At 70.6% G+C, this 20,629-nt stretch carries 12 protein-coding genes and 2 pseudogenes; 12 read left to right on the top strand and 2 right to left on the bottom strand.

Annotated features, from left to right (window positions below; translation table 11 throughout):
• Positions 1-153 precede the first annotated feature (153 nt).
• Positions 154-696, bottom strand: a complete 543-nt coding sequence (locus tag ACFP2T_RS09025; RefSeq protein WP_377419614.1) for a DUF6886 family protein — start codon at positions 694-696, stop codon at positions 154-156.
• 79 nt (positions 697-775) lie between these two features.
• On the bottom strand, positions 776-1,309 hold the full coding sequence (locus tag ACFP2T_RS09020; RefSeq protein WP_377419612.1) for a hypothetical protein: 534 nt from the start codon (positions 1,307-1,309) through the stop codon (positions 776-778).
• Between the two features lie 208 nt (positions 1,310-1,517).
• Between ACFP2T_RS09020 and ACFP2T_RS09015 the strand changes: the two genes are divergently transcribed.
• From ACFP2T_RS09015 to ACFP2T_RS08960, 12 genes and pseudogenes are all read left to right on the top strand, one after another.
• Positions 1,518-1,985, top strand: coding sequence for a hypothetical protein (locus tag ACFP2T_RS09015; RefSeq protein WP_377419955.1), 468 nt, complete (start codon positions 1,518-1,520; stop codon positions 1,983-1,985).
• Positions 1,985-3,406, top strand: coding sequence for a hypothetical protein (locus ACFP2T_RS09010; protein ID WP_377419610.1), 1,422 nt, complete (start codon positions 1,985-1,987; stop codon positions 3,404-3,406). Before ACFP2T_RS09015 ends, ACFP2T_RS09010 begins: the two co-directional genes overlap by 1 nt.
• Positions 3,403-3,655 (top strand): annotated as a pseudogene (locus tag ACFP2T_RS09005) (hypothetical protein); the annotation flags it as partial. The gene ACFP2T_RS09010 and the pseudogene ACFP2T_RS09005, both read left to right, overlap by 4 nt.
• Before the next feature lie 215 nt (positions 3,656-3,870).
• Positions 3,871-4,935 (top strand): annotated as a pseudogene (locus ACFP2T_RS09000) (vWA domain-containing protein); the annotation flags it as partial.
• Positions 4,936-4,945: 10 nt separating this feature from the next.
• Positions 4,946-6,061 (top strand): ATP-binding protein, encoded by a 1,116-nt coding sequence (locus tag ACFP2T_RS08995; RefSeq protein WP_377419608.1) that lies wholly within the window; start codon positions 4,946-4,948, stop codon positions 6,059-6,061.
• Positions 6,058-9,111: a DUF5682 family protein gene (locus ACFP2T_RS08990; protein ID WP_377419606.1), complete on the top strand. Its 3,054-nt coding sequence runs from the start codon at positions 6,058-6,060 to the stop codon at positions 9,109-9,111. The genes ACFP2T_RS08995 and ACFP2T_RS08990 overlap by 4 nt, the downstream gene beginning before the upstream one ends.
• 619 nt (positions 9,112-9,730) lie before the next feature.
• Positions 9,731-12,112 (top strand): DUF6351 family protein, encoded by a 2,382-nt coding sequence (locus ACFP2T_RS08985; RefSeq protein ID WP_377419604.1) that lies wholly within the window; start codon positions 9,731-9,733, stop codon positions 12,110-12,112.
• 434 nt (positions 12,113-12,546) lie between these two features.
• Entirely contained in the window at positions 12,547-13,863 is a 1,317-nt protein-coding gene (gene ectB / locus ACFP2T_RS08980) for a diaminobutyrate--2-oxoglutarate transaminase (protein ID WP_377419602.1), read from the top strand.
• On the top strand, positions 13,860-17,927 hold the full coding sequence (locus ACFP2T_RS08975) for a Pls/PosA family non-ribosomal peptide synthetase (RefSeq protein ID WP_377419600.1): 4,068 nt from the start codon (positions 13,860-13,862) through the stop codon (positions 17,925-17,927). The genes ectB and ACFP2T_RS08975 overlap by 4 nt, the downstream gene beginning before the upstream one ends.
• Positions 17,928-18,123: 196 nt before the next feature.
• Entirely contained in the window at positions 18,124-19,710 is a 1,587-nt protein-coding gene (locus tag ACFP2T_RS08970) for a glycosyltransferase family 39 protein (protein ID WP_377419598.1), read from the top strand.
• A 132-nt stretch (positions 19,711-19,842) separates the two neighbouring features.
• On the top strand, positions 19,843-20,178 hold the full coding sequence (locus ACFP2T_RS08965; RefSeq protein ID WP_377419596.1) for a LapA family protein: 336 nt from the start codon (positions 19,843-19,845) through the stop codon (positions 20,176-20,178).
• Between the two features lie 136 nt (positions 20,179-20,314).
• On the top strand, positions 20,315-20,497 hold the full coding sequence (locus ACFP2T_RS08960) for a hypothetical protein (RefSeq protein WP_377419594.1): 183 nt from the start codon (positions 20,315-20,317) through the stop codon (positions 20,495-20,497).
• Positions 20,498-20,629 lie beyond the last annotated feature (132 nt).

Raw genomic sequence — 20,629 nt, 5'->3', positions numbered from 1 at the left:
GCGGGCCGCCCGATCGCGTTCGTACTCTGCATCCCGGACATCAGCGAGTTCGTGATCCGGGTCCGGGGCGACCTCGGGCCGCTGAGCCAACTCCGGCTGCTGGCCACCCGGCGGCGGCGCCACCTGCGCCGACCACCCCACGGGTACGACGGTTCATAGTTTCGGGTGGTGTCTCGCGTTCCGCAGCCGGATGCCGCTGAACGCCACGCTGCTGGTGATGACGGCGTCCCAGAAGGGCCAGAGATTGTCCAGTACGCGCAGTTGGATCCCCGCCTCGGCGTGGCACTGGAGCAGGTCGCCGACCGGCTCGGGAGGACCGAGTGGCTCGACCGTCTCGACCGACACGTGGGCATGTGGCTCGGGCATGCCGAAGGGCCGGAACTGCTCGGCCGGCAGCCGGTAGGCGTACAGGCGGGTCTGACGTATCGCCTCCAGCCAGCCGTACTCGATCGCGTGGACGCGGTCGCCGCAGCCGGGTCCCATGATGCGGTCACGGTCCGCCTCGGATGTCGTTTCGCAGACCCAGGCCATCGCGCGCGGACACTGGCGGGGAAACCAGTAGTCGGGTGCGCGGTCGTGGTCGACGGCCCAGACGTAGGCCTCGGACTCCTTGGCGCTTGGGGCGACGTGTGGAACGAACCGGGTGATCGTCGGATCCTCTGAGAAGTGGAGCACCTGCCCGGGGTCCGGTCGCATTTCACTGTTGATACGGCAGGACCGGGGCCGGCACAACCCCGATCCGTGCAAATTGCACGGACGACCGTGCGGTGACGCACTACTGGTCCGACACGCGCTTCGTCCGACGCCGCACGTCGGCCACGAGGGCCGGCGTCACCTGGTCGGGAATGCCGTCGCCGGCCGTGGCGTACCTGTCGGCGGGGTCGGCGGTCAGCGCCTCCGGGAGCGGGTGTCCCGGCACCGAGGTCAGCGTGCTGACCTCGGTGCCGAGGCCGAGCCCGACGTGGATCCGGGAGGCGTGCCCGGGATCGTCGACGCAGACCACGACGCGCTGGACTCCGGCGCTGTCGAGAAGCTTCGTCGTGTACGACGTCAGGCGTTCGATGTCGCCCACCCAGAGTGTGCGGTCCATCAGGTCGAGTTCCCCGTCGAAGACCACGGAGCCGAGGTACGGCATGGCCCGGGACCAGATCGACACCCGGGTCGGCGCGACCTGCCCCCGGGTGCGTACCACGACGTGCCGGTCGTCGGCGGTCGCCGCCGAGTCGTCGTGCTCCACCTCGGGAAAGGCCGTGGCGCCGATGACGACCACGGCGTGGTTGGTGTAGATGTCGACGGCTCCGACCAGCAATTTTGCTCCTCGTCCGGGTTCGGGGTCGCGGCATCGTACCCAGCGGCGGCGACATCGTCCGCATCCGTACGCGGGGTAGGCGTGCCGGTCCGGCCGGGCTCCGAATCCCGGCCGCGAAAGTGTCACCGTGCCCGTCTATGTTCTCGGGGCATCGGATCGAAGGGCGGGGGTCGTGGACGCGGTCGGCATCGGATGGGAACGGCGTAGTGTGGCGCGGGTGCTGCCGGCTGTGCAGCCCCGCAAGCTGGCGAAGGTCCCCTTCGTCGAGCTGGCGGACGGACGACTCCAGGGGGTCGTGTCGAGCGGTTCGGACATCGAGCGGGTGTACGTCTCCTCGATCGCCGCCGGCAGCCACGGCCTCAACTGCAGCACCAACAACAACCGGCCGTGCGGCGGGCTGCGCGGCTCGCCCTGCAAGCACCTCCAGGCGCTGGTCGACGAGGCGGTGTTGCAGTACGGCGCCGACCGGGTCGCCCGCTACCTGCGGATCGAGGTGGACGGCGAGCTGTCGTCCGGCGCCGACCTGGTGGCTCGGCTGCGCGGGCGGCCCGAGTCCAGCCCGGCGGCCGTCGTCTTCAGCCGTTTCCTGCGCCATCTCGCCTATCTGGAGCTGCCGGAGACCACGGAGCCGATCCCGGAGCTGCACTGGTTCCCGGCGATGGGAGCGGTCCGCTGATGCTCGGGACACAGCTCGCCGAACTGCTCGACGGCGCTCCGCCCGGCGTGGGGGAGGCGCTCGACCTGGTGGCCGGCATCGACGAGAGCCTCGTGCCCGGGCTCGCCCGGCTGGGTGAGGAGCGTGCCGCGGCATTGGGCGCGCTGGCCGGCGCGGTGGCGGGCACGCCGCTCGGCGATCGGATACGTGAGGCGGTCGAGAAGATCGTCGCCGGTTCGCTCGGCGACGAACACCTGCTGGCGCTGGCCGGTGCCCGTACCGCGCTGCTCGGTGCGGTGCACGATGCGCTGCTCGCCCGGCTCGACACCGCGCTGGGTCGGTCCCGTGCGGCCTGGACCCCGCCGGCGTCGCCCGTGCCCCCGGCAGCCGGCACGGAGAACCTGCGCGGTGGCGTCCGGTCCTGGCTGCGTGAGCTGGCGATCACCGGCTGGCGCGGTGTCGACCACGACCTGGTCTCGGCCTCGGCCCAGACGCTCGAGGCGGTGCTGGCCGAGCCGAGGCTGCGGCGGCTGGCGGTGCTGCTCGACGGCCTGGCGGCCGAGTTGCGCACGTCGTGCCCGGTCGCGACGCTGGACCGGCTGCCGGTGCGACGCTGGGCCGACCTGTGGACCCGGGCCCTGCTGTTGACCGAGGTCGGTGGTTGGCCGGGCGTTCCCGCGGCTGCCGACCGGGTGTCGGGGCGGTTGCTGATCCTCGGGGTGGACGTGCACGAGCACGGCACGGCGGTGCAGGCGCAGGTCCACGCCGTGCTCGAACCCGTCGGTGGTGCGCCGCCCCGGCTGGTGCGGACGAGCGTCGCGGCGGCGAAGGTGGACACGATCGTCGGCCCGGCGATGTGGCGGCTGCTGCGGGGGTACCCGGTACTGCTCCGCGCGGTCGCCGAGCGTCGCGGGGTGGACGTCACCGACCTGCCCCTGCTGGACAGCGGTGACCTGGTGTGGCATGAGGACCAGGCCCGGCTGGGTGATCCGGTGGACCCGTTCGCCACCGCGCGGCTCCTGCTCGGCGCGGCGCTCGCTCCGGCGGTGCCGCCGCTGGACCGCCATCCGGTGCGGATCGCCGAGCCGGTCCTGCTGGAGGGTTACACCACGACCGTCGCGGAGGACGGTGCGACGACCATGCTGGACCTGGGTGGGCAGGCCGTCGGCGTGGACGTGACCCGGCTGCCGACCTGCGGGCCACTGACCCCGGAGTTGGTGGCCGCCTCCTCGGCGTGCCTCGGCCTGGTCCGCTGGGACGGCGGTAGCTGGACGGTGCAGCCGTTCGCGCTCCGCTACGCGACCAAGCGTGCGACGGCGGAGGCGCACACCGGCGACTGGGCCCTCGGCCTCACGGATCCCAAGCTGGTGAAGGCGGAGGCCAAGGGCGGGGACGCGGTGGCGGTGCTGCGCGAGCGGGCGGGGCGGTTGCTGCGGAGATGAGCGGACACAGCGAGCGGGGCGGCGGATTCGCGCCGGACCATCCGATCAGCGCCGACGAGAATCGGCGACAGGTGCTCTACTGGCGTCTACTGGCGCGCGTCTTCGCCGCCGAGGAGCAGTCGTCGCTGGAGTCGGCCAGCGTGGCCATCGTCGACGACCTCGGCTTGCCGGCGGCGCTGCTGGATCCGTCGGTGTCGGTGGACACCATCGTGCAGCGGTTTCCCGATCTTGCCGACGAGTTGCAGGGTGTGATGGTGCCGCCGGCCGCCGGTGCCGAGCCGCAGGCCGGCGTGGCAGGGGAGAGCGGCGACGGCCCGGAGCCCGTCACCGCAGCCGGCGGCGGGACCGATGACGGGACGGTCGCGGCCGACGACAGGACGGTCGCGGCCGACGACGGGGCCGTCGCGGCCGACGACGGGACGGTTGCGGCCGACGACGGGACGGTCGCGGCCGACGACGGGGTCGGTACGGCGGAGGTACGCCGGGCGGCCCTGGTGTCGAAGATCCTGCTCAACGTCTTCTCGACCGGGTCCGGCAGCGTCACCGCCACCGACCTGGCCCGGTGGCAGTCCGACGCCGGCTGGTTCGAGCGGGCGCTCGGAGCCGAGCCGGGGCAACTGCGGGGCCGTCCGGGCATGGGCGAGCTGGCGGGCGTACTGGCCGGGCTGGAGGGTGATCTCGTCCGCCGGATGCACCTGCGGGAGGTGCTGGCCGATCCGGCGCTGGCCAGCCGGCTCACGCCGAGCATGTCACTGATCGAACAGTTGCTGCGGGACAAGGCGAACCTGTCCGGAGTGGCACTGGCGAATGCCAAGGCGTTGATCCGCAGGTTCGTCGACGAGGTCGCCGAGGTGCTCCGTACGCAGGTGGAGAAGACCAGCGTGGGCAGCATCGACCGGTCCGTTCCGCCGAAGCGGGTGTTCCGCAACCTGGACATCGAGCGGACGATCTGGAAGAACCTGACGAACTGGAGTCCGGAGGATCAGCGGCTGTACGTGGACCGCCTCTACTACCGGCACACCGCCCGACGTACCACGCCGGCCCGGATGATCGTCGTGGTCGACCAGTCGGGGTCGATGGTCGACTCGATGGTGAACTGCACCATCCTGGCGTCGATCTTCGCCGGGCTGCCGAAGGTGGACGTGCACCTGGTCGCGTACGACACCCGGGCACTCGACCTGACCCCGTGGGTGCACGATCCGTTCGAGGTGCTGTTGCGTACCCGGTTGGGCGGCGGGACGGACGGGACGGCCGCGCTGACCCTGGCCCGGCCGAAGATCACCGATCCCCGCAACACCGTGCTGGTGTGGATCTCGGACTACTACGAGTCCGATCCGCACGGGGTGTTCGAGGGCCTGGCGACGGCGCACCGGTCCGGGGTGCGGGTCATCCCGGTCGGATCGGTGACCAGCGGCGGACAGCAGAGCGTCAACCCGTGGTTCCGGCAGCGGTTCAAGGACCTGGGCGCTCCGGTGCTCTCCGGCCACATCCGCAAACTCGTTTTCGAACTCAAGAGCTTCCTCACCTAGGAGACCTCGAATGACCGACGACATGCTGCGTGCCCCCGCCGAGGTCAAGTACGCAGAGGAACTCGACTGGCTGGAGTCGGTCGACGACGGGCCCAAGCCGTTCTCCTGGCGGCTCAGTCCCAGGATGGTGCGGCTGTTCGTGCTCGGATCCGAGCGGGCGGACGGGCTCGACCGGGAGATTCCGCAGAAGTGGTTCGGCGACCGCAGTTTCGTCGAGCGGAGCATCGTGACCCTGGCGTCCGACCGTGGCCTGCTGCTGATCGGTGACCCGGGCACCGGCAAGAGCTGGCTCGCCGAGCTGCTCTCCGCCGCGATCAGCCGCAACTCGACCCTGGTCGTGCAGGGCACCGCCGGGACCACCGAGGACCACATCAAGTACTCGTGGAACGTCTCGATGGTGATCGCCAAGGGGCAGTCCCGGGAGGCGTTGATCCCGTCGCCGATCATGACGGCGATGCAGAACGGCGTGATCGGCCGGTTCGAGGAGCTGACCAGGTCGACCAGCGACGTACAGGACGCGCTGATCTCGATCCTCTCCGAGAAGTACGTCTCCATTCCCGAACTCGACGACGACAGCATCGTCTTCGCCCAGCCCGGTTTCTCGATCATCGCGACGGCGAACAGCCGGGACCGGGGCGTGAACGACCTGTCCTCGGCGCTGAAGCGGCGGTTCAACTTCGTCCGGATCCCGGTGGTGACGAACAAGCGCAGCGAGGCCGAGATCGTCCGCTTCCGGACCACCGAACTGCTCCGCCGGCACCGGATCGAGTTGGACGTGCCACCGACGCTGCTGGACATCCTGCTACAGAGTTTCGCCGACCTGCGGGCCGGCGCCGCAGCGGCGGGCAGCGACGACGAGAAGCTGGAATCGGCACTCTCCACGGCCGAGCAGATCGGTGTGCTGGAGGACGCCATCCTGCACAGCCAGTTCTTCGGCGACCGTACGCTGCGGGCCGAGACGCTGGCCAGCTCGCTGGTGGGTTCGCTGGCCCGACGCAGCCCCGAGGACCTGGCCATTCTGAACAAGTACTGGCACGGCGTGGTCGAGCCACGGAGCAAGCAGGACGGCGGACCCTGGCCAGCCTTCCTCGAGGGTGGCCGCCAGGCGATCGCCACTCTTTCATGAATCCGGACTCCACCACGATGACTCCGGATTCCGCCCTGCCGGCACCGGCGGGTTCGTCGGCCGCGTCGCCGGGTCCGGGCACCGCGTCACCGGGCACGTCGGCCGGGCCGTCGGGCTCGTTCGGGGCACTGCGCGGGCAACTGCTCGACGCCGCCGAGGCGTTCACCGACGGCCCCGGCGCGCTGCCCGGGATCCTGTCGGGCCTGGTCGACGACGTCGACCGGGCGCTTCGCCAGGACCTTGAGATCTTCCCGGTGTGCCACCATTCGCCGTCCTCGGCGCTGGCGATGGTGCGCCGGCTGCGGGAGAAGCAGCCCAAGGTCATCTACCTGGAGCTGTGTGAGGATCTCCGGCCGCTCCTCGGCGAGCTGCGCAACTGTCGACTTCCGGTGGCTCTACAGGCGTTCGCCTCCGAACTCGACGGCTTTCCTCCGGAGTGGGGGCCGCTGAGCGTGGTGGCGCCGATCACCGAGTCCTCCGCGGAATACCAGGCCATCGCGTACGCCCTGGACACCCCGGACGTCGAGTTGGTGCTGGTCGACCGTTCGGCGGACCACGTGTTCCAGTGGCTGCCCCGCGATCAGCCGGAGCCCGTGTCGGCTGACGGCGACACCGCCGGTCCGGACGAGGCCGCGTCGTCGGCCGAGGGTACGGCGCCGGACGAAGCCGGGCTGCACGGTGATGCCGTCGGCGTCGAACTCGGCGACCTGCGCCCCCGGTTCGCCGAACTTGAGTCGTACCTGCTGCATCACGGCAAGGTCCGGCACTGGTCCGAGTGGTGGGACCAGTATGTCGAGCAGCCCCTGGCCGGTGCCGACTATGACACCTACCGGCAGGTCATGGTGCTGATCGGCAGCCTCTTCCGGCGCCTGACGCCCGAGGGCGACGATCGGCTGCGCCAGGACGAGGACCGTGAGCGCTACATGTGGACCAGGATGCGTGAGCATCTCGGCACCTCGGGCGCGGACCCGGCGCGCTGCCTGTACGTCTGCGGCGCGTTCCATGCGGCGAGCCGGGTCGAGGAGTTCGGCACCGCCGTCCCAGTGTCGGGCGACGGGCCCGGCCAGCCGCCCGGCGACGAGGCTGCCCGATCGTCGGGCGACGACGCCGTCCCGTCGCGCTACGAGATCAGCCCCCGGACCGCCACCCGGTGGTTGTACGGGCTGATCCCGTCCAGCCACTCCGCGATCGAGGCGCAGTTCGGGCTCGCCTCCGGGTCGGTGTCGATCGCCGCCGCCACCTGGCGGAAGGCGCTGACCCGGGGCGGCATCAAGCCCTTCCATCTCGACGGCCAGCAGGGCGGGCGCAAGCGCCCGGGACGGAAGCGGTCGACGTCGCCGACCGCCCCGGAACCGGTCACCGACCGGCTGTCGAGTTTCCTGGCCAGTCCGCCCGCGCTGGACGGACTGGACGAGGCGGAGCTGCTGGAGTGGTGCGTCGACATCGTCCGGCTCGCCCGCCGGAACGGTTACCTGGCCAGTACGGCGGACGCGATCGCCGTGTTCGAGACCTCCATTCTGCTGGCCGGGCTGCGTAACCGGGCCCGGCCCACCCCGTACGACTTCGCCGACGCCGCGGTGACCTGTATCGAGAAGGATGTCGTGCCGGGCCGCCGCGACGTACGCCGGCTCTGCGAGATCCTGCTCGGCGGCGACCGGATCGGTCAGGTCGGCTACGACGCCCTTCCGCCGTTGGCCCGCGACGTCTTCGACCGGCTGGCTCCGCTCGGGCTCGACCTGACGAAGCGTACGGTGCAGCGGGCCCTGCTGGACCTGGGCGGCGACCCGGAACTGGTGCCCGCCTCGGATCTGCTGTGGGTCCTACGTCGGCTGCTGCCCGACGGCGCCGTCCGGCCGATCATGGGTGAGCGGCGGCTCGGCGAGCGGTCGATCCAGGAGAGCTGGGACCTGGCGCTGGGCAAGCACCAGCGGTCCGTCATCGAGCTGGGCTACGAGGGAATCACCGTCGAGCAGGTGCTGGAGCTGCGGCTGCGGCGTGCGGTGTGGGCGCCGGACGCCACCGCCGCCGGTGCGCTCGCGGCGGTGGAGGACTCCATTCTCTACCTGGGCGGCCGACGGCTCGCCGACGAACTCGGGGCGCGAGCCGTGGAACTGCTCGCCGCCGAGCGGACCGTGGACGACGCCCCCGAGGTGCTGCGGCGGATCCGCCGGCTGCTGGCGCACTACCGGGCCACCCGGCCGGAGCTGCCGGCCTGGTGCGAGGCGTTCGCAACCTCCGGGTACGCGCACTACTGCACCCTGCTGCCGACGGCGTTCACGGACGAGGAGACCGGGGTCCGTCAGGTCGGCGCCATGCTCGGGTTCCTGTTCTCGATGGAGAGTCTCGCGCTGTCGTTGGGGTGCGACCGGGCGCAACTCGAACTCGCCGTGCGGCAGTCGCACCCCGAGGCGCCGGCCAAGGTGGCGCTGCTCTGGGCCGCCCAGTTCCAGCTCGGCCTGCTGCCCTTGGCCGAGCTGCGCTCGCGCAGTGCCGACCTGCTGACGAACCCGCTGGTGGTCCCGGCGTTCCCGCAGTACCTGAGCGGGTTCGTCCAGGCGTTGGAGCCGGTTCCGGCCCTCGCCCCGGTCGTGGTGGAACTGATCTCCACGGCCTTCGCGCGGCTGCCCGATCCGGTGCTGCTGCCGTGGCTCCCCAGGTTGATCACGACGCTGCGGGAACAGGCCCGCGAACTGGTGCCGGTGCTGGTCCGCGAGGCGGGTCGGACGTTTCCGGCCGGCCTGGCCGAGGTCGATTCCTGGGTGCCGCCATGGTCGACCCGACAGGTGTCCGGCGCGCTGCCCGCGCCCCTGTCGGAACCGGCCGGGCCGGTCGCGGAACTGCTGGTCGCGCATCCGGCGGTCTGCGATGCCGTCGCGGCGCTGCTGGGCTGCGACCAGGGCTGGCTGCCGGCCGACCGGTCCGGCGCCGGCTCCCCGCACCCCGGAACGGCCGCGCTACTGGGCCGGCATCCCGCGACCACCGTCGCCGTCGCCGAACTGCTGTCCGACCAGCTTCGAACGGCGGTCGAAATACGCGACCGCGACCGATGAACCCGAACTATTTCCAGTTCTCTGATGCGGTCCGGGTCCACGCCAGAGCCCTGCTGGTGGATGGCAAGCAGTTGACCTCGGAATTCATCGACCAGATAGAGGCGGCGCTTCGATGACGGGTAACTCGGCGAGGCGGGAGGAGAACTGACATGACGTCGAGTTGTGGCAGGTGCCTGTGCTGTTCATGGCGGGTGTCGCAATGTTGGAGCTCGCGATCGGCGCGACGTCGCGCCGATGGATCAACAGCGTCAACAGAATGCGATTGCGCACTGCCATCATCATCATAGTTCTCGCCGCGGTCGTGAGCGTGGGCGGTGTGCTCACCCTGGGACCGGATCTCGCGGACAAGCTCTCGAGCGTCGCGGCCCTGATCGTCGGGGCGCTCGCGATATGGCGGCCGGGGTATCGAAAGTCGCGCGAAGGGAATGTCGACCATTCGCCCGCCGAGGAAAGCCAGACCCGCCGAGGAAAGCCAGATAGGCGGGCAGAAGCCGTCGTCGTGACCCCTGGGCTCCGGAGCTCCCCGGTCGGGTCGCCGGTACTCGACAAGTGTCGATCTCGACAACCCCGTAATCTCCGTGACATCGTCGGTGTCCGCCATCCTCCGGGGAGGAGACCGATGACTGTTCTCAGATTCCTCGTCCAGCGCTGGTCAGCCGTCAACCCAACCGTCCAGACCGGCAGGTCGGCCCGGATCGGCAGAGCCGTCGGAGCAGGCGGTTCCGCTGGTGCCGGCGGATCGGCCCGGCCCGGCACCGCTGGTCGTACCCTCGGCGGAGCCCTGGCCGTCGGCCTGAGCACCGTACTCACCCTCGGCGCCGCGGCGCCGGCCACCGCCGGGACCGGCCCGGCCGGGCAACGGCTCGACATCGAGGTGCTGTCCAGCCGGCCGGACCAGGTCAGCGGCGGCGACGCGCTGGTCCGGGTCACGTTCGACCGCCGGACCGATCCACGGTCGGTGCGGGTCACCCGCAACGGCACCGACGTCACCCGCGCGCTGAGCCTGGACGGCGACTCGCTGCGCGGCGTCGTCGACGGGCTGCGCGACGGCGGGAACGTGCTGCGGGCGAGTGCCCGGCACGCCCGGACCGCGACCCTGGCCGTACGCAACCATCCGATCTCGGGACCGATCTTCTCCGGTCCGCGGCAGTATCCGTTCCTGTGCCGTACCGAGCAGAACGGCCTGGGCCAGCCCATCGTGGACAACCAGGACGCCGAGGGGATGCGGGTCCGGGGCGCCGACGGCGCGGTGATCGGTTGGAGCCGGGACTGCGCCGCGCCGACCGTCACCGACCGGCTGTACCGGGCCGGGGACGGCACGTTCAAGCCGATGCCGTCGGACGGCAGCCGGCCCGCCGACCTCACCACCACGACGACGCTGGACGGCCGGACCGTCGACTACGTGGTACGACGGGAGCGCGGCACGATCAACCGGTTCGTCTACTCGATCGCGGTGCTGGAGGCCAACTGGAACCGGCGGGTGATCTACCGCTTCGACGGCGGGGTGGCGATCGGGCACGACCAGGGTCGGCTGCCCGGCGGACATCTCTACCACGAGGGTCTCTCGCTGGGTTACGCCGTCCTCTACTCCACCGGCACCCGCACCGCCACCCACTACAACCTGGTGCTCGGCGGCGAGACGGCGTTGATGCTCAAGGAGCACTTCATCGAGGAGTACGGCGTTCCGCTGTACACGGTCGGGGTGGGAGGTTCCGGCGGCGGCATCCAGCAGTACGTCTACGGGCAGAACTACGGCACCCGGGTTATCGACGCGGCGATTCCGCAGTACTCGTACCCGGACATGGCGACCCAGACGATCCATGTGGGCGACTGTGAGCTGCTGGAGTACTACATGGACGTCACGGACGGGGCGAACCCGAAGTGGCGGAACTGGGAGAACCGGACCTGGTTGATCGGCATGAACGCCAGCGCGACGGTGCCGAACCCGTACCTGGGTGGCGTGCCGGGCTCGACCGAGTGCATCGAGGGCTGGCGCGGCCTCACCCCGCTCGCGTTGAACCCGTTGTGGTCTCCGGGTGACCCGCTCTGGGCCCAGATGGATCCGCCCGGCGTGGCGCAGACGGTGCAGTGGTCGCACTGGGGTGACCTGGTCAACATCTACGGCACCGGCCCGGACGGATATGCCCGGTCGACCTGGGACAACGTCGGCGTCCAGTACGGCCTGTCGGCGCTGACCTCCGGCCGGATCACCCCGTCCGAGTTCCTCGACCTGAACGCCCGGGTCGGCTCGTGGCGACCGCAGCCGGAGATGGTGCAGGAGGGATGTCCGTTCACCCCGTCGGCCTGTGCCGACCCGGCGCAGTTCGACCCGTGGTCGTCCCGGAACATGCGACTGTCGCCGGACGGTGGCAGTACCCCGGCGCCGCGTACGACCGGGGACCGCAGGGCGATCCGGGCCGCGTACGACTCGGGGATCGTCTTCACCGGTGACATCGACATCCCGATCATCGATTGGCGGCACTACCTCGAAGAGCAGCTCGACATGCACAACTCGCACCAGTCGTTCGCGTCCCGGCAACGGATGCGCGATCACGACCGGAGCGCCGGCAACCAGGTCATCTGGTTCACCGACGCCCGCCCGGCGGAGGCCTTCGACCAGACTCCGGAGGCACTCGGGGTGATCGACGACTGGATGACGAACCTGCGTACCCGGCCCTGGCGGGGGGTGCTGGGCAACAAGCCGGCGTTGGCCGTCGACCGCTGCTTCAGCACCGCCGGTACGGAGATCGCCCGGGGCGAGCACGTCTGGGACGGGATCCTCGACAACCGCCCCGACGGCGCGTGTACGTCTCGCTTCCCGCTCTACGGAACGTCGCGTACCGTCGCCGGCGGCCCGATTGCCGGCGGCGTCTACGCCTGCGACCGGCAGTCCGTGCCGGCGGCCATCGCCCGGGGCCTGTACGGCTCGTGGCGTCCCACCGGGGCCGAGCGGCGGCGCCTGGAACAGATCTTCCCCACCGGGGTCTGCGACTACCGCTGACCCCACTCGCCGAGCACCACCCGACCGTTTGACAGTCCGTCCGACCGTTTGACAAAACCGTCCGACCATTTGACAAAACCGTCCGACCGTTTGACAAACCCGACCGCCCACTTGCCCCCACCCGATCGGCCATTCGACCGCTGACCCGCCGGGACACTGCCCGCAGTGTTCCGGCGGGTTTGTCCGGTTCGGGGAGAGGGAACCGTCGGGCACCGCTCGGACGGACGCGTGATCAGCCCGGAGAAGGCGTATATATCGGACAGTCAGCTATCGGATCGCAAGGGTTTAGTCGGCAATCCGGCCAATTGACATCGGTCCGCCATTCTGCCGTTTCCCGGATGCCGCTCCTCGGTTGGAATAAGCGGGCAATCCGCAAAACCGGTTTTGACCAGCGAGAACGTCTGGTTCGGCGACCGGGCGACTGAGGGGGACCAATGACGGTACGAGGGGCGGCGGACCAGAAAGAAATTCTGATCTTCGAACGTCGCGAATCGGGGGTGCGCAGCTACTGCCGCCGCTTCGACTGCGTCCTCGACACCGCGGAGGGGAGTGTGGTCAGGGACGTGTCCGGCCGAGAATATCTCGACTTTGTCGCCGGGGCGGGTTCGTTGAACTACGGGCACAACGACCCGGACATGCGGGCCGCCCTGATCGCCCACCTCGAACACGGCGGGATGTCGCACAGTCTGGATCTGTCCAGTACGGCCAAGAGCGCTTTCCTGACGGCCTTCGAATCGCTCCTGCTGCTGCCGCGCGGCTTCGACTACCGGGTCCAGTTCACCGGCCCGACCGGCGCCAACGCGGTCGAGGCGGCACTCAAACTCGCCCGCAAGGTCACCGGTCGGTCCAATGTCATCGCCTTCACCAACGGCTTCCACGGGATGTCGCAGGGCGCGCTGGCGGCGACCGGGAACCGGCACCACCGGATCGGCCCGCAGATGCCGCTGCCCGGGGTGACCCGGATGCCGTACGACGGCTACCAGGGCGAGGGTGTCGACACCGCCGACCTGCTGGCCCGGATGCTGTGCGACCCGTCCAGCGGGCTCGACGCGCCCGCGGCCATCCTGCTGGAGACGGTGCAGGGGGAGGGTGGCCTCAACGTCGCGTCGCCGGGTTGGCTGGCGCGGATCGCGGAGCTGGCGCGGAGCAGCGGCGCCCTGCTGGTGGTCGACGACGTCCAGGCGGGCTGCGGACGGACCGGTACCTTCTTCAGCTTCGAGCCGTTCGGGATCGTGCCGGACCTGGTCGTGCTGTCCAAGTCGATCTCCGGTTACGGCCTGCCGATGGCGCTGCTGCTGATCCGGCCCGAGCACGACGTCTGGCTGCCGGGTGAGCACAACGGCACCTTCCGCGGCAACGTCCACGCGTTCGTCACGGCGACGGTGGCGCTGACGAAGTTCTGGGCGGACTCCGGGTTCGCCGGCGACGTGGCGCGCCGCGGTGAGCTGCTCGCCCGTCGCCTCGCCGGGGTGGCCAACGTCGTGCCGGGCGCGACCGTGAAGGGGCGCGGGATGATGCGCGGCGTCGACGTCGGCTCCGGTGCGCTCGCGGCGAGCATCACCCGACGCTGCTTCGTCGAGGGGCTGATGCTGGAGACCTCCGGCCCGCACGGCGAGGTCGTCAAGGTGCTCGCCCCGCTGACCACCCCCGACGACATGCTGAACGACGGGCTGGACATCCTGCTGGACGCCGCCCGGGACGTCACGGCGGAGTCGGGGGTATCCGGTGCGTCCGGTCTGGTGAACGCGTGACCCCGGCCCCCCGGGTGCCGCCGGGCGCCGACCCCCGGGTGCCGCCGGGCACCGGCCCGGTCCGTGCGCCGTACGTCCCCGGCCAGGGTGTCAGGCCCGGCACCGGACCGGTGTTGACGGCGGCGGAGGTGGACAACCGGGTCCGTTGGCGCCCTGGTGAGCGGCTGCACCACCTGTTCGAGCGACGCTGCGACCGGTTCGCCGCCGAGGGCGATCCCGGGCACCTGGCGGTCGACGACGGCGAGCACCCGATGACGTTCGCCGAACTCGACGCCCGCGCCAACCAGCTCGGGCGCCTCCTGCTGGCGCGCGGTGTGGCTCCGGGGGACCGGGTCGGGCTGCTCGTCGACAGGTCAGCCTTCGCCTATCTGGCCATGCTCGCCGTCTCCAAGATCCACGCGTCGTACGTACCGGTGGACGCCGGCTTTCCGACCGACCGGATCGCCTTCATCGTCGAGGACGCGGGCGTCCGGACGGTCGTCGCGCTCTCGGCACTGGCCGACCGGCTGGACGGGGTGGTCCGGACGGTGATCCGGATCGACGACGTGCCGGAGCTCGACCGGTACCCCCGGCACCGGATCCGCCTGGACGACCCCGCTCCGGCACCGGACGACCTGGCCTACCTCATCTACACCTCGGGCACCACCGGCCGGCCCAAGGGCGTCGCCATCACCCAGGCGAACATCTGCAACTTCGTGCAGGTCGCGGCGGAGAGCTACGGCCTGCGCGCCGACGACCGTGTCTACCAGGGGATGACGATCGCCTTCGACTTCTCCGTCGAGGAGATCTGGGTGCCGTTGGTCTGTGGCGCGACGCTGGTGCCGAGCACCGCGCCCGGGGCGCTGGTCGGGCGCGACCTCGCCGGCTTCCTCGCCGGGCACCGGGTGACGGCGCTGTGCTGCGTACCGACGCTGCTGGCCACGATCGAGGACGAGTTGCCGGAACTCCGGTTCGTCCTCGTCTCCGGTGAGGCATGTCCGGCACACCTGGTCAGCCGCTGGCACCGGCCGGGAAGGACGTTGCTCAACGTCTACGGACCGACCGAGACCTCGGTCACCGCCACCTGGGCCCGACTCGATCCCGACCGACCCCTGACGATCGGGGTGCCCCTGCCGACGTACTCGGTGGTGATCCTCGATTCGGACCTGCGGGCGCTGCCCCGGGGGGAGACCGGGGAGATCGGCGTCGCGGGCGTCGGCCTCTCCCCGGGGTACGTCAACCGGCCCGACCTGACCGCCCACGCCTTCATCCCGGACCGGTTGGGGATCGCGCACAATCCCTCGGGCCGGATCTACCGCACCGGTGACCTCGGACGGGTCAACGACGACGGTGAGCTGGAGTATCTGGGCCGGATCGACAGCCAGGTCAAGGTGCGCGGCTACCGGATCGAGCTGACCGAGATCGAGTCCGTGCTGCTGCGACTGCCGGAGATCGCCCAGGCAGCGGTCACCACGTACCAGCCGGAGTTCGGCGTGGTCGAACTCGTGGCGTTCTACACCCGGCGTGCCGGAGCGGCGGCGCTGGACCACGGTCGGGCGTTGGCGGCGCTCCGGTCCCGGCTGCCCCGCTACATGGTCCCGGCGTATCTCGAGGAACTGCCGGCGCTGCCCACGCTGCCCAGCGACAAGGTGGACCGTAAGCGGCTGCCCGCGCCGTCCGGGACGCGTCACCGGTCGGCGACGTCGGACATCGTCGCTCCGGCCGGGCCCACGGAGTCGGCGCTCGCGGAACTCCTCGCGGAACTGTTGCGGGTGGAGCGGGTGTCGGTGCGGGACGACTTCTTCACCGACCTGGGTGCCGATTCGCTGATGATGGCGCGGTACTGCACGGGGGTGCGGGAGCGGATCCGCGCCGAGGTCTCGATCAAGGACGTGTACCTGAATCCCACCGTCCGGGGCCTTGCCGAGGTGGTCGAGAACGGAGCGTCGGCGGCGCCGGCCGAGCCGGCACATCCGGTGCTGCGGGTGCCCAGCGATTTCGAGTACTACGGCTGTGCGGCTCTCCAGGTCCTTCTCGGGCTGGCGTACATCGCACTCTTCGCCATGGCAGCGGTCACCGGGTACACCTGGATCAGCGGCGGTTCCGGCGCGATCGACGTGGCCGCCCGCTCGCTGGGCTTCGGCTTCGCCTGGTTCGCGGTGATGGCGCTGCTGCCGGTGGCGGTGAAGTGGTTGCTGGTCGGCAGGTGGCGGGCCGAGACCTTTCCCGTCTGGGGGCTGAGGTACCTGCGGTTCTGGGTCGTCAAACGGGTCACCCGGGCCAGCCCGCTGGTGCTCTTCCGGGGATCGCCGGTCTACAACCTCTACCTCCGGTCGCTCGGCGTGAAGGTCGGGCCCGGCGTGCTGATGCTGTCCCGGTCGGTCCCGGTCTGCAGCGATCTCGTCACGGTGGGGGCCGGCACGGTGATCGGAAAGGACGTGAGCCTGCTCGGGTACCGGGCGGAGGCCGGTTGGATCACCACCGGCCCGATCAGCATCGGTCGGAACGTCCAGGTCGGCGAGGGCAGCGTGCTCGACATCGACACCGAGCTGGGCGACGGAGCACAGTTGGGGCACGTCTCCTCGCCGTACCCCGGCCAGGTCGTACCGGCGGGGGCCACCTATCACGGCTCGCCGGCGGTACCGGGTGGGGCCGGTAACCCGGTCGCGGCGCCGAGGTCGTGCTCGCGGGCGCGCCGGCTCTGCTACGGCACCGTCCAACTGATCGGCCGGGTGGTGGTCGACACCCAGATGCTCGTCGTCCTGGTGGCATTCGCCTTCGCCGTCGACATCAGTACGGTCCCGGGATCGCTGCTGATGTTCTTCGGTGCGATCCCGCTCGGCCTGCTGCTCGCGGTCGCCGTTCCCCGCCTGGCCAACCTGTTCCTGGTGACCGACCGCACGTACCGGCTCTACGGCTGGCACTGGGTGTGCTTCCAGATCGTCTCCCGGTTCAGCAACGTCCGGCTCTTCAACGTCCTGTTCGGAGACAGCTCCTACATCATCGGCTACCTCCGGTTGATCGGCTGGCGGATGCGCGAGGTGCGGCAGACGGGCTCGAACTTCGGGCTCGGGCAGAAGCACGACAGCCCGTTCCTCTGCGAGGTGCGCGGCGGGGGTCTCGTCTCCGACGGGCTCTCCATGTCCAACGCCCGGTTCTCCAGTACGTCGTTCGCGCTGTCGCAGGCGACGATCAACGCGGACAACTTCCTCGGCAACCGGATCGTCTATCCCGCCGAGGCGAGGGTCGGGGACAACTGCCTGCTCGCGACCAAGGTGATGGTGCCGCTCGACGGTCCCGTCCGGTCGGGTGTCGGGCTGCTGGGCTCGCCACCGTTCGAGATACCTCGCTCCGTACGCCGGGACGCCCGTTTCGACGAGTTGAAGACCGGCGACGAGTTCCGGCGACGGCTGTCCCGGAAGAACCGTTCGAACCTCGCCACCATGGGTTTGTACCTGCTCTCCCGCTGGCTGCTGTTCTACCTCTCGATCCTGATCGTGGTACACGTCGAGGGGCTGCACGACGGTGCCGAGCCGCACGTCCCCGCGCTGTCCGCGGGAATCCTGCTGGCGCTGCTGACGATGGTCGGCTACGCCGTCCTGCTGGAGTGGTCGTGCCTCGGATTCCGTCGGATCCGCCCGTTGCACTGCTCGATCTACGATCCGCATTACTGGCGGCACGAGCGCTACTGGAAGCTCACCGAGGCCGGCTTCCTCGGGCTGTTCAACGGCACGCCGATCAAGCCGCTGCTCTGGCGGTTGCTCGGGGTACGGGTCGGCCGCCGGGTCTTCGACGACGGCTGCGGACTCCCGGAGCGGAGCCTGGTCGAGATCGGTGACTACTGCACCCTGGCAGAGGGGTCGGTGCTGCACTCGCATTCGCTCGAGGACGGGGCGTTCAAGTCCGACCGGATCCGGCTCGGCCGGGGGTGTTCGGTCGGCACCGGTGCCCTGGTGCACTACGGCGTCGACCTGGCCGACGGGGTGGTGGTGGCGCCCGACTCGTTCGTGATGAAGGGCAGCACCCCGGCGGCCGGCGCGGTCTGGCGGGGCAACCCCGCCCGGCCGGTCCCGAACGCCGGATAACGCAGCGACGGCCGGTCGGAGCGGCATCGGAACCCATTGACAGTCGATACATAACGGTTAAGCTCTAACCGTTATGTATCGACGGACGGCCGGTGGAAGGCGCGCCGACGTCCGTTCCGGTCCACATCGGCCGGCCGACGTCACCCCGACAACCCGAGACGCCGACCGGGCCATCGCCAGGGAAGGAGCCACGATCGTGAGTTCCCACGCCACCCGGCCACGCGCCAGCGTCGTGCCGCCGGACGTACCACAGCAAGTCGTGCTGCCGGACGTACCACAGCAATCAGTGACCGACGACGGCGCGCGCGGCGGGCTGGCCCCGATCGCCTGGCGACCGGTCGGCGTGGTCGCCGGAATCGTCGCCACGCTGCTGCTGGCCACCAACGGTGGCTACGGATACCACCGCGACGAGCTCTACTTCCTGCTGCTCCGGCCCGACTGGGGCTACCGGGACCAGCCGCCGCTGACCCCGGCGATCGCCCGGCTGGCCGACGCGCTGTTCGGCGGTTCGCTCTGGGGGCTGCGGCTGCCGGCCACCCTCTGCGTGCTGGCGGCGCTGCTGCTGGCCGCGTTGATCGCCCGCGAGCTGGGTGGCGGCGCGCTCGCCCAGACACTGGCCGCGTTCGGCCTGGGCACCGGCGCCGCGACCCTGATCTCCGGGCACGTCATGCTCACCTCCGGAGTCGACCTACTGGTCTGGCTCGGGATCATCCTCTGCGCCGCCCGGGCGCTGCTGCGCGACCAGCCGCGCTGGTGGCTCGCGGCCGGCGCGGTGCTCGGGATCGGGCTCTACAACAAACTGCTGGTCGTGCTGCTCCTGATCGGGCTCAGCGTCGGGCTGCTCGCCGTCGGCCCACGCCGCACGTTGGTCAACCGCTGGCTCTGGGCCGGCGTGGCGCTCGCCCTGCTGATCGGCGCCCCCAACCTCGTCTATCAGCTCACCCACGACCTGCCCCAGGCCGACATGGCCGGGGCGATCGCCGACAACAAGGGTGCCGAGTCGCGGACCACCTTCGTGCCGTTCCAGCTCATCCTGATCGGACCGCCACTGGCGGCGATCTGGATCGCCGGCCTGGTCGGGCTGGTGCGCCGGGTGCAGTGGCGGCCGGTTCGGGCTCTGGCCGTGGCGTACCTGACGGTCTGCGTACTGGTGCTGGTGTCGGGTGGTCAGCCCTACTACACCTACGGGCTGCTCGGCGCGCTCTTCGCCGCCGGTTCCGTGGTCACCGCCGACTGGATCGGGCGGGACCGGCGCCGGACCAGGCTCACCCTGGTCGCGGTCGCCGCCGGCGTCAACGCGGTGGCGAGCGCCGTGACCGCGCTGCCGCTGCTGCCGGTCGGCGTACTCGGTGACACTCCGGTTCCCGGGCTCAACATCACCGCGGCCGACTCGGTCGGCTGGCCCCGCTACGTCGACCAGGTGGTCCGGGCGTACGACGACCTGCCGGCCGCCGACCGGGCCGCCGCGATCGTGCTCACCGCCAACTACGGCGAGGCGGGGGCGCTCACCCGGCTCGGCGCCGACCGGCTGCCCGACATCTACAGCGGACACAACGAACTCGGCTACTACGGGCCACCCCCGGAGTCGGCGACCGTGCTAGTCGGGGTCGGCGTGGGGGAGGCGGGCGAGCTGAGCCGGTACTTCGGTACCTGCGCCCTCGCCGGCCGGCTGGACAACGGGGTCGGGGTCGACAACGAGGAACAGGACGTGCCGATCGTGGTGTGCCGGGAACCCCGGGCGTCCTGGCAGCAGATGTGGCCAATGGTCCAGCACTTCGACTGACGACCGCCCCGGCCGGGCCGGGACGGCCGAGCAGACCGGGACGAACAGGCGTAGGCTGGGGTTATCCCGGAAACGACGACATCCCACTCCCGAGGTGCCAGCCACGCCGGCTCGACCCCTTAGGGGAGTGTCATGTCCGTCCTTCACCGCACCCGAACCGCACCGGCAGATCCGGCAGTCCCCGCGTCGCGGGCTCCGGACGGTCCCACCGCGACACCGGCGGCGAGCGGGTCCGCCCGGACCCGGCTCGGACCCACCTGGCTCCGGGTCTGCGCAGTGGGGGTCACCTCGGTGGTTCTGCTCGTCTTCATGTTGCAGAACACGCGCGATGTCGAGGTCACCTTCCTGTGGATGCACGGCACCCTGCCGCTGGTGCTGGCGCTGCTGATCGCGGGCGTCGGGATGGCCGTCCTGGCCATGGTGGTCGGCGCCGTGCGTCTCACCCGGCGGGACCGCCGGCAGCACTGACGCGCCTGCCGCGCGGACAGCTCACGAACTGGCCGGATCCTGTGCGTATCCCGATCGCAGGACCGCCGCCGAACCGACGTGAAGCCGCCAGCCGATCCAGGCTGCCGGCCACGAGACAAACCTGAATGGACACTCCATGCACATCGACAAGGCCGAAGTTCTCGCGTCGCTGCGGGCCAGAGGGCTCCATGCCAGGGCCGACTGGGTCGACCGGGAACTGCCCGCGATGGTCGACACGCACAAGCACAACTCCCTGCTCCGGATGCTCGGCGTCGATCCCGACCGGGCACCCGACAAGGTCGGATCGGCGCCGCGCTGAGCCGCCCCCGGAACTGTCCGGGGCACCACAGCCGTCGTCACCAACCGCGACACCCTCGGATGGGGCCCGGGGACAGACCCTCGGGCCCGCGCCGGGTGTAGGCGTTCGGCGGCGACTGGCGCCCGATTGCCG

This window comes from Plantactinospora solaniradicis (genome assembly GCF_042658085.1).
GTDB lineage: Bacteria > Actinomycetota > Actinomycetes > Mycobacteriales > Micromonosporaceae > Plantactinospora > Plantactinospora solaniradicis.
This window is presented reverse-complemented; position numbering and strand designations above follow the sequence as displayed.

Bases quoted from the DNA above. Each gene is read 5' to 3' on its own strand.
- ACFP2T_RS08985 (WP_377419604.1), top strand. From the start codon at position 9,731: ATGACTGTTCTCAGATTCCTCGTCCAGCGCTGGTCAGCCGTCAACCCA.
- ACFP2T_RS08995 (WP_377419608.1), top strand. From the start codon at position 4,946: ATGACCGACGACATGCTGCGTGCCCCCGCCGAGGTCAAGTACGCAGAG.
- ectB (WP_377419602.1), top strand. From the start codon at position 12,547: ATGACGGTACGAGGGGCGGCGGACCAGAAAGAAATTCTGATCTTCGAA.
- ACFP2T_RS08965 (WP_377419596.1), top strand. From the start codon at position 19,843: ATGTCCGTCCTTCACCGCACCCGAACCGCACCGGCAGATCCGGCAGTC.
- ACFP2T_RS09010 (WP_377419610.1), top strand. From the start codon at position 1,985: ATGCTCGGGACACAGCTCGCCGAACTGCTCGACGGCGCTCCGCCCGGC.
- ACFP2T_RS09025 (WP_377419614.1), bottom strand. From the start codon at position 696: ATGCGACCGGACCCCGGGCAGGTGCTCCACTTCTCAGAGGATCCGACG.
- ACFP2T_RS08960 (WP_377419594.1), top strand. From the start codon at position 20,315: ATGCACATCGACAAGGCCGAAGTTCTCGCGTCGCTGCGGGCCAGAGGG.
- ACFP2T_RS08990 (WP_377419606.1), top strand. From the start codon at position 6,058: ATGAATCCGGACTCCACCACGATGACTCCGGATTCCGCCCTGCCGGCA.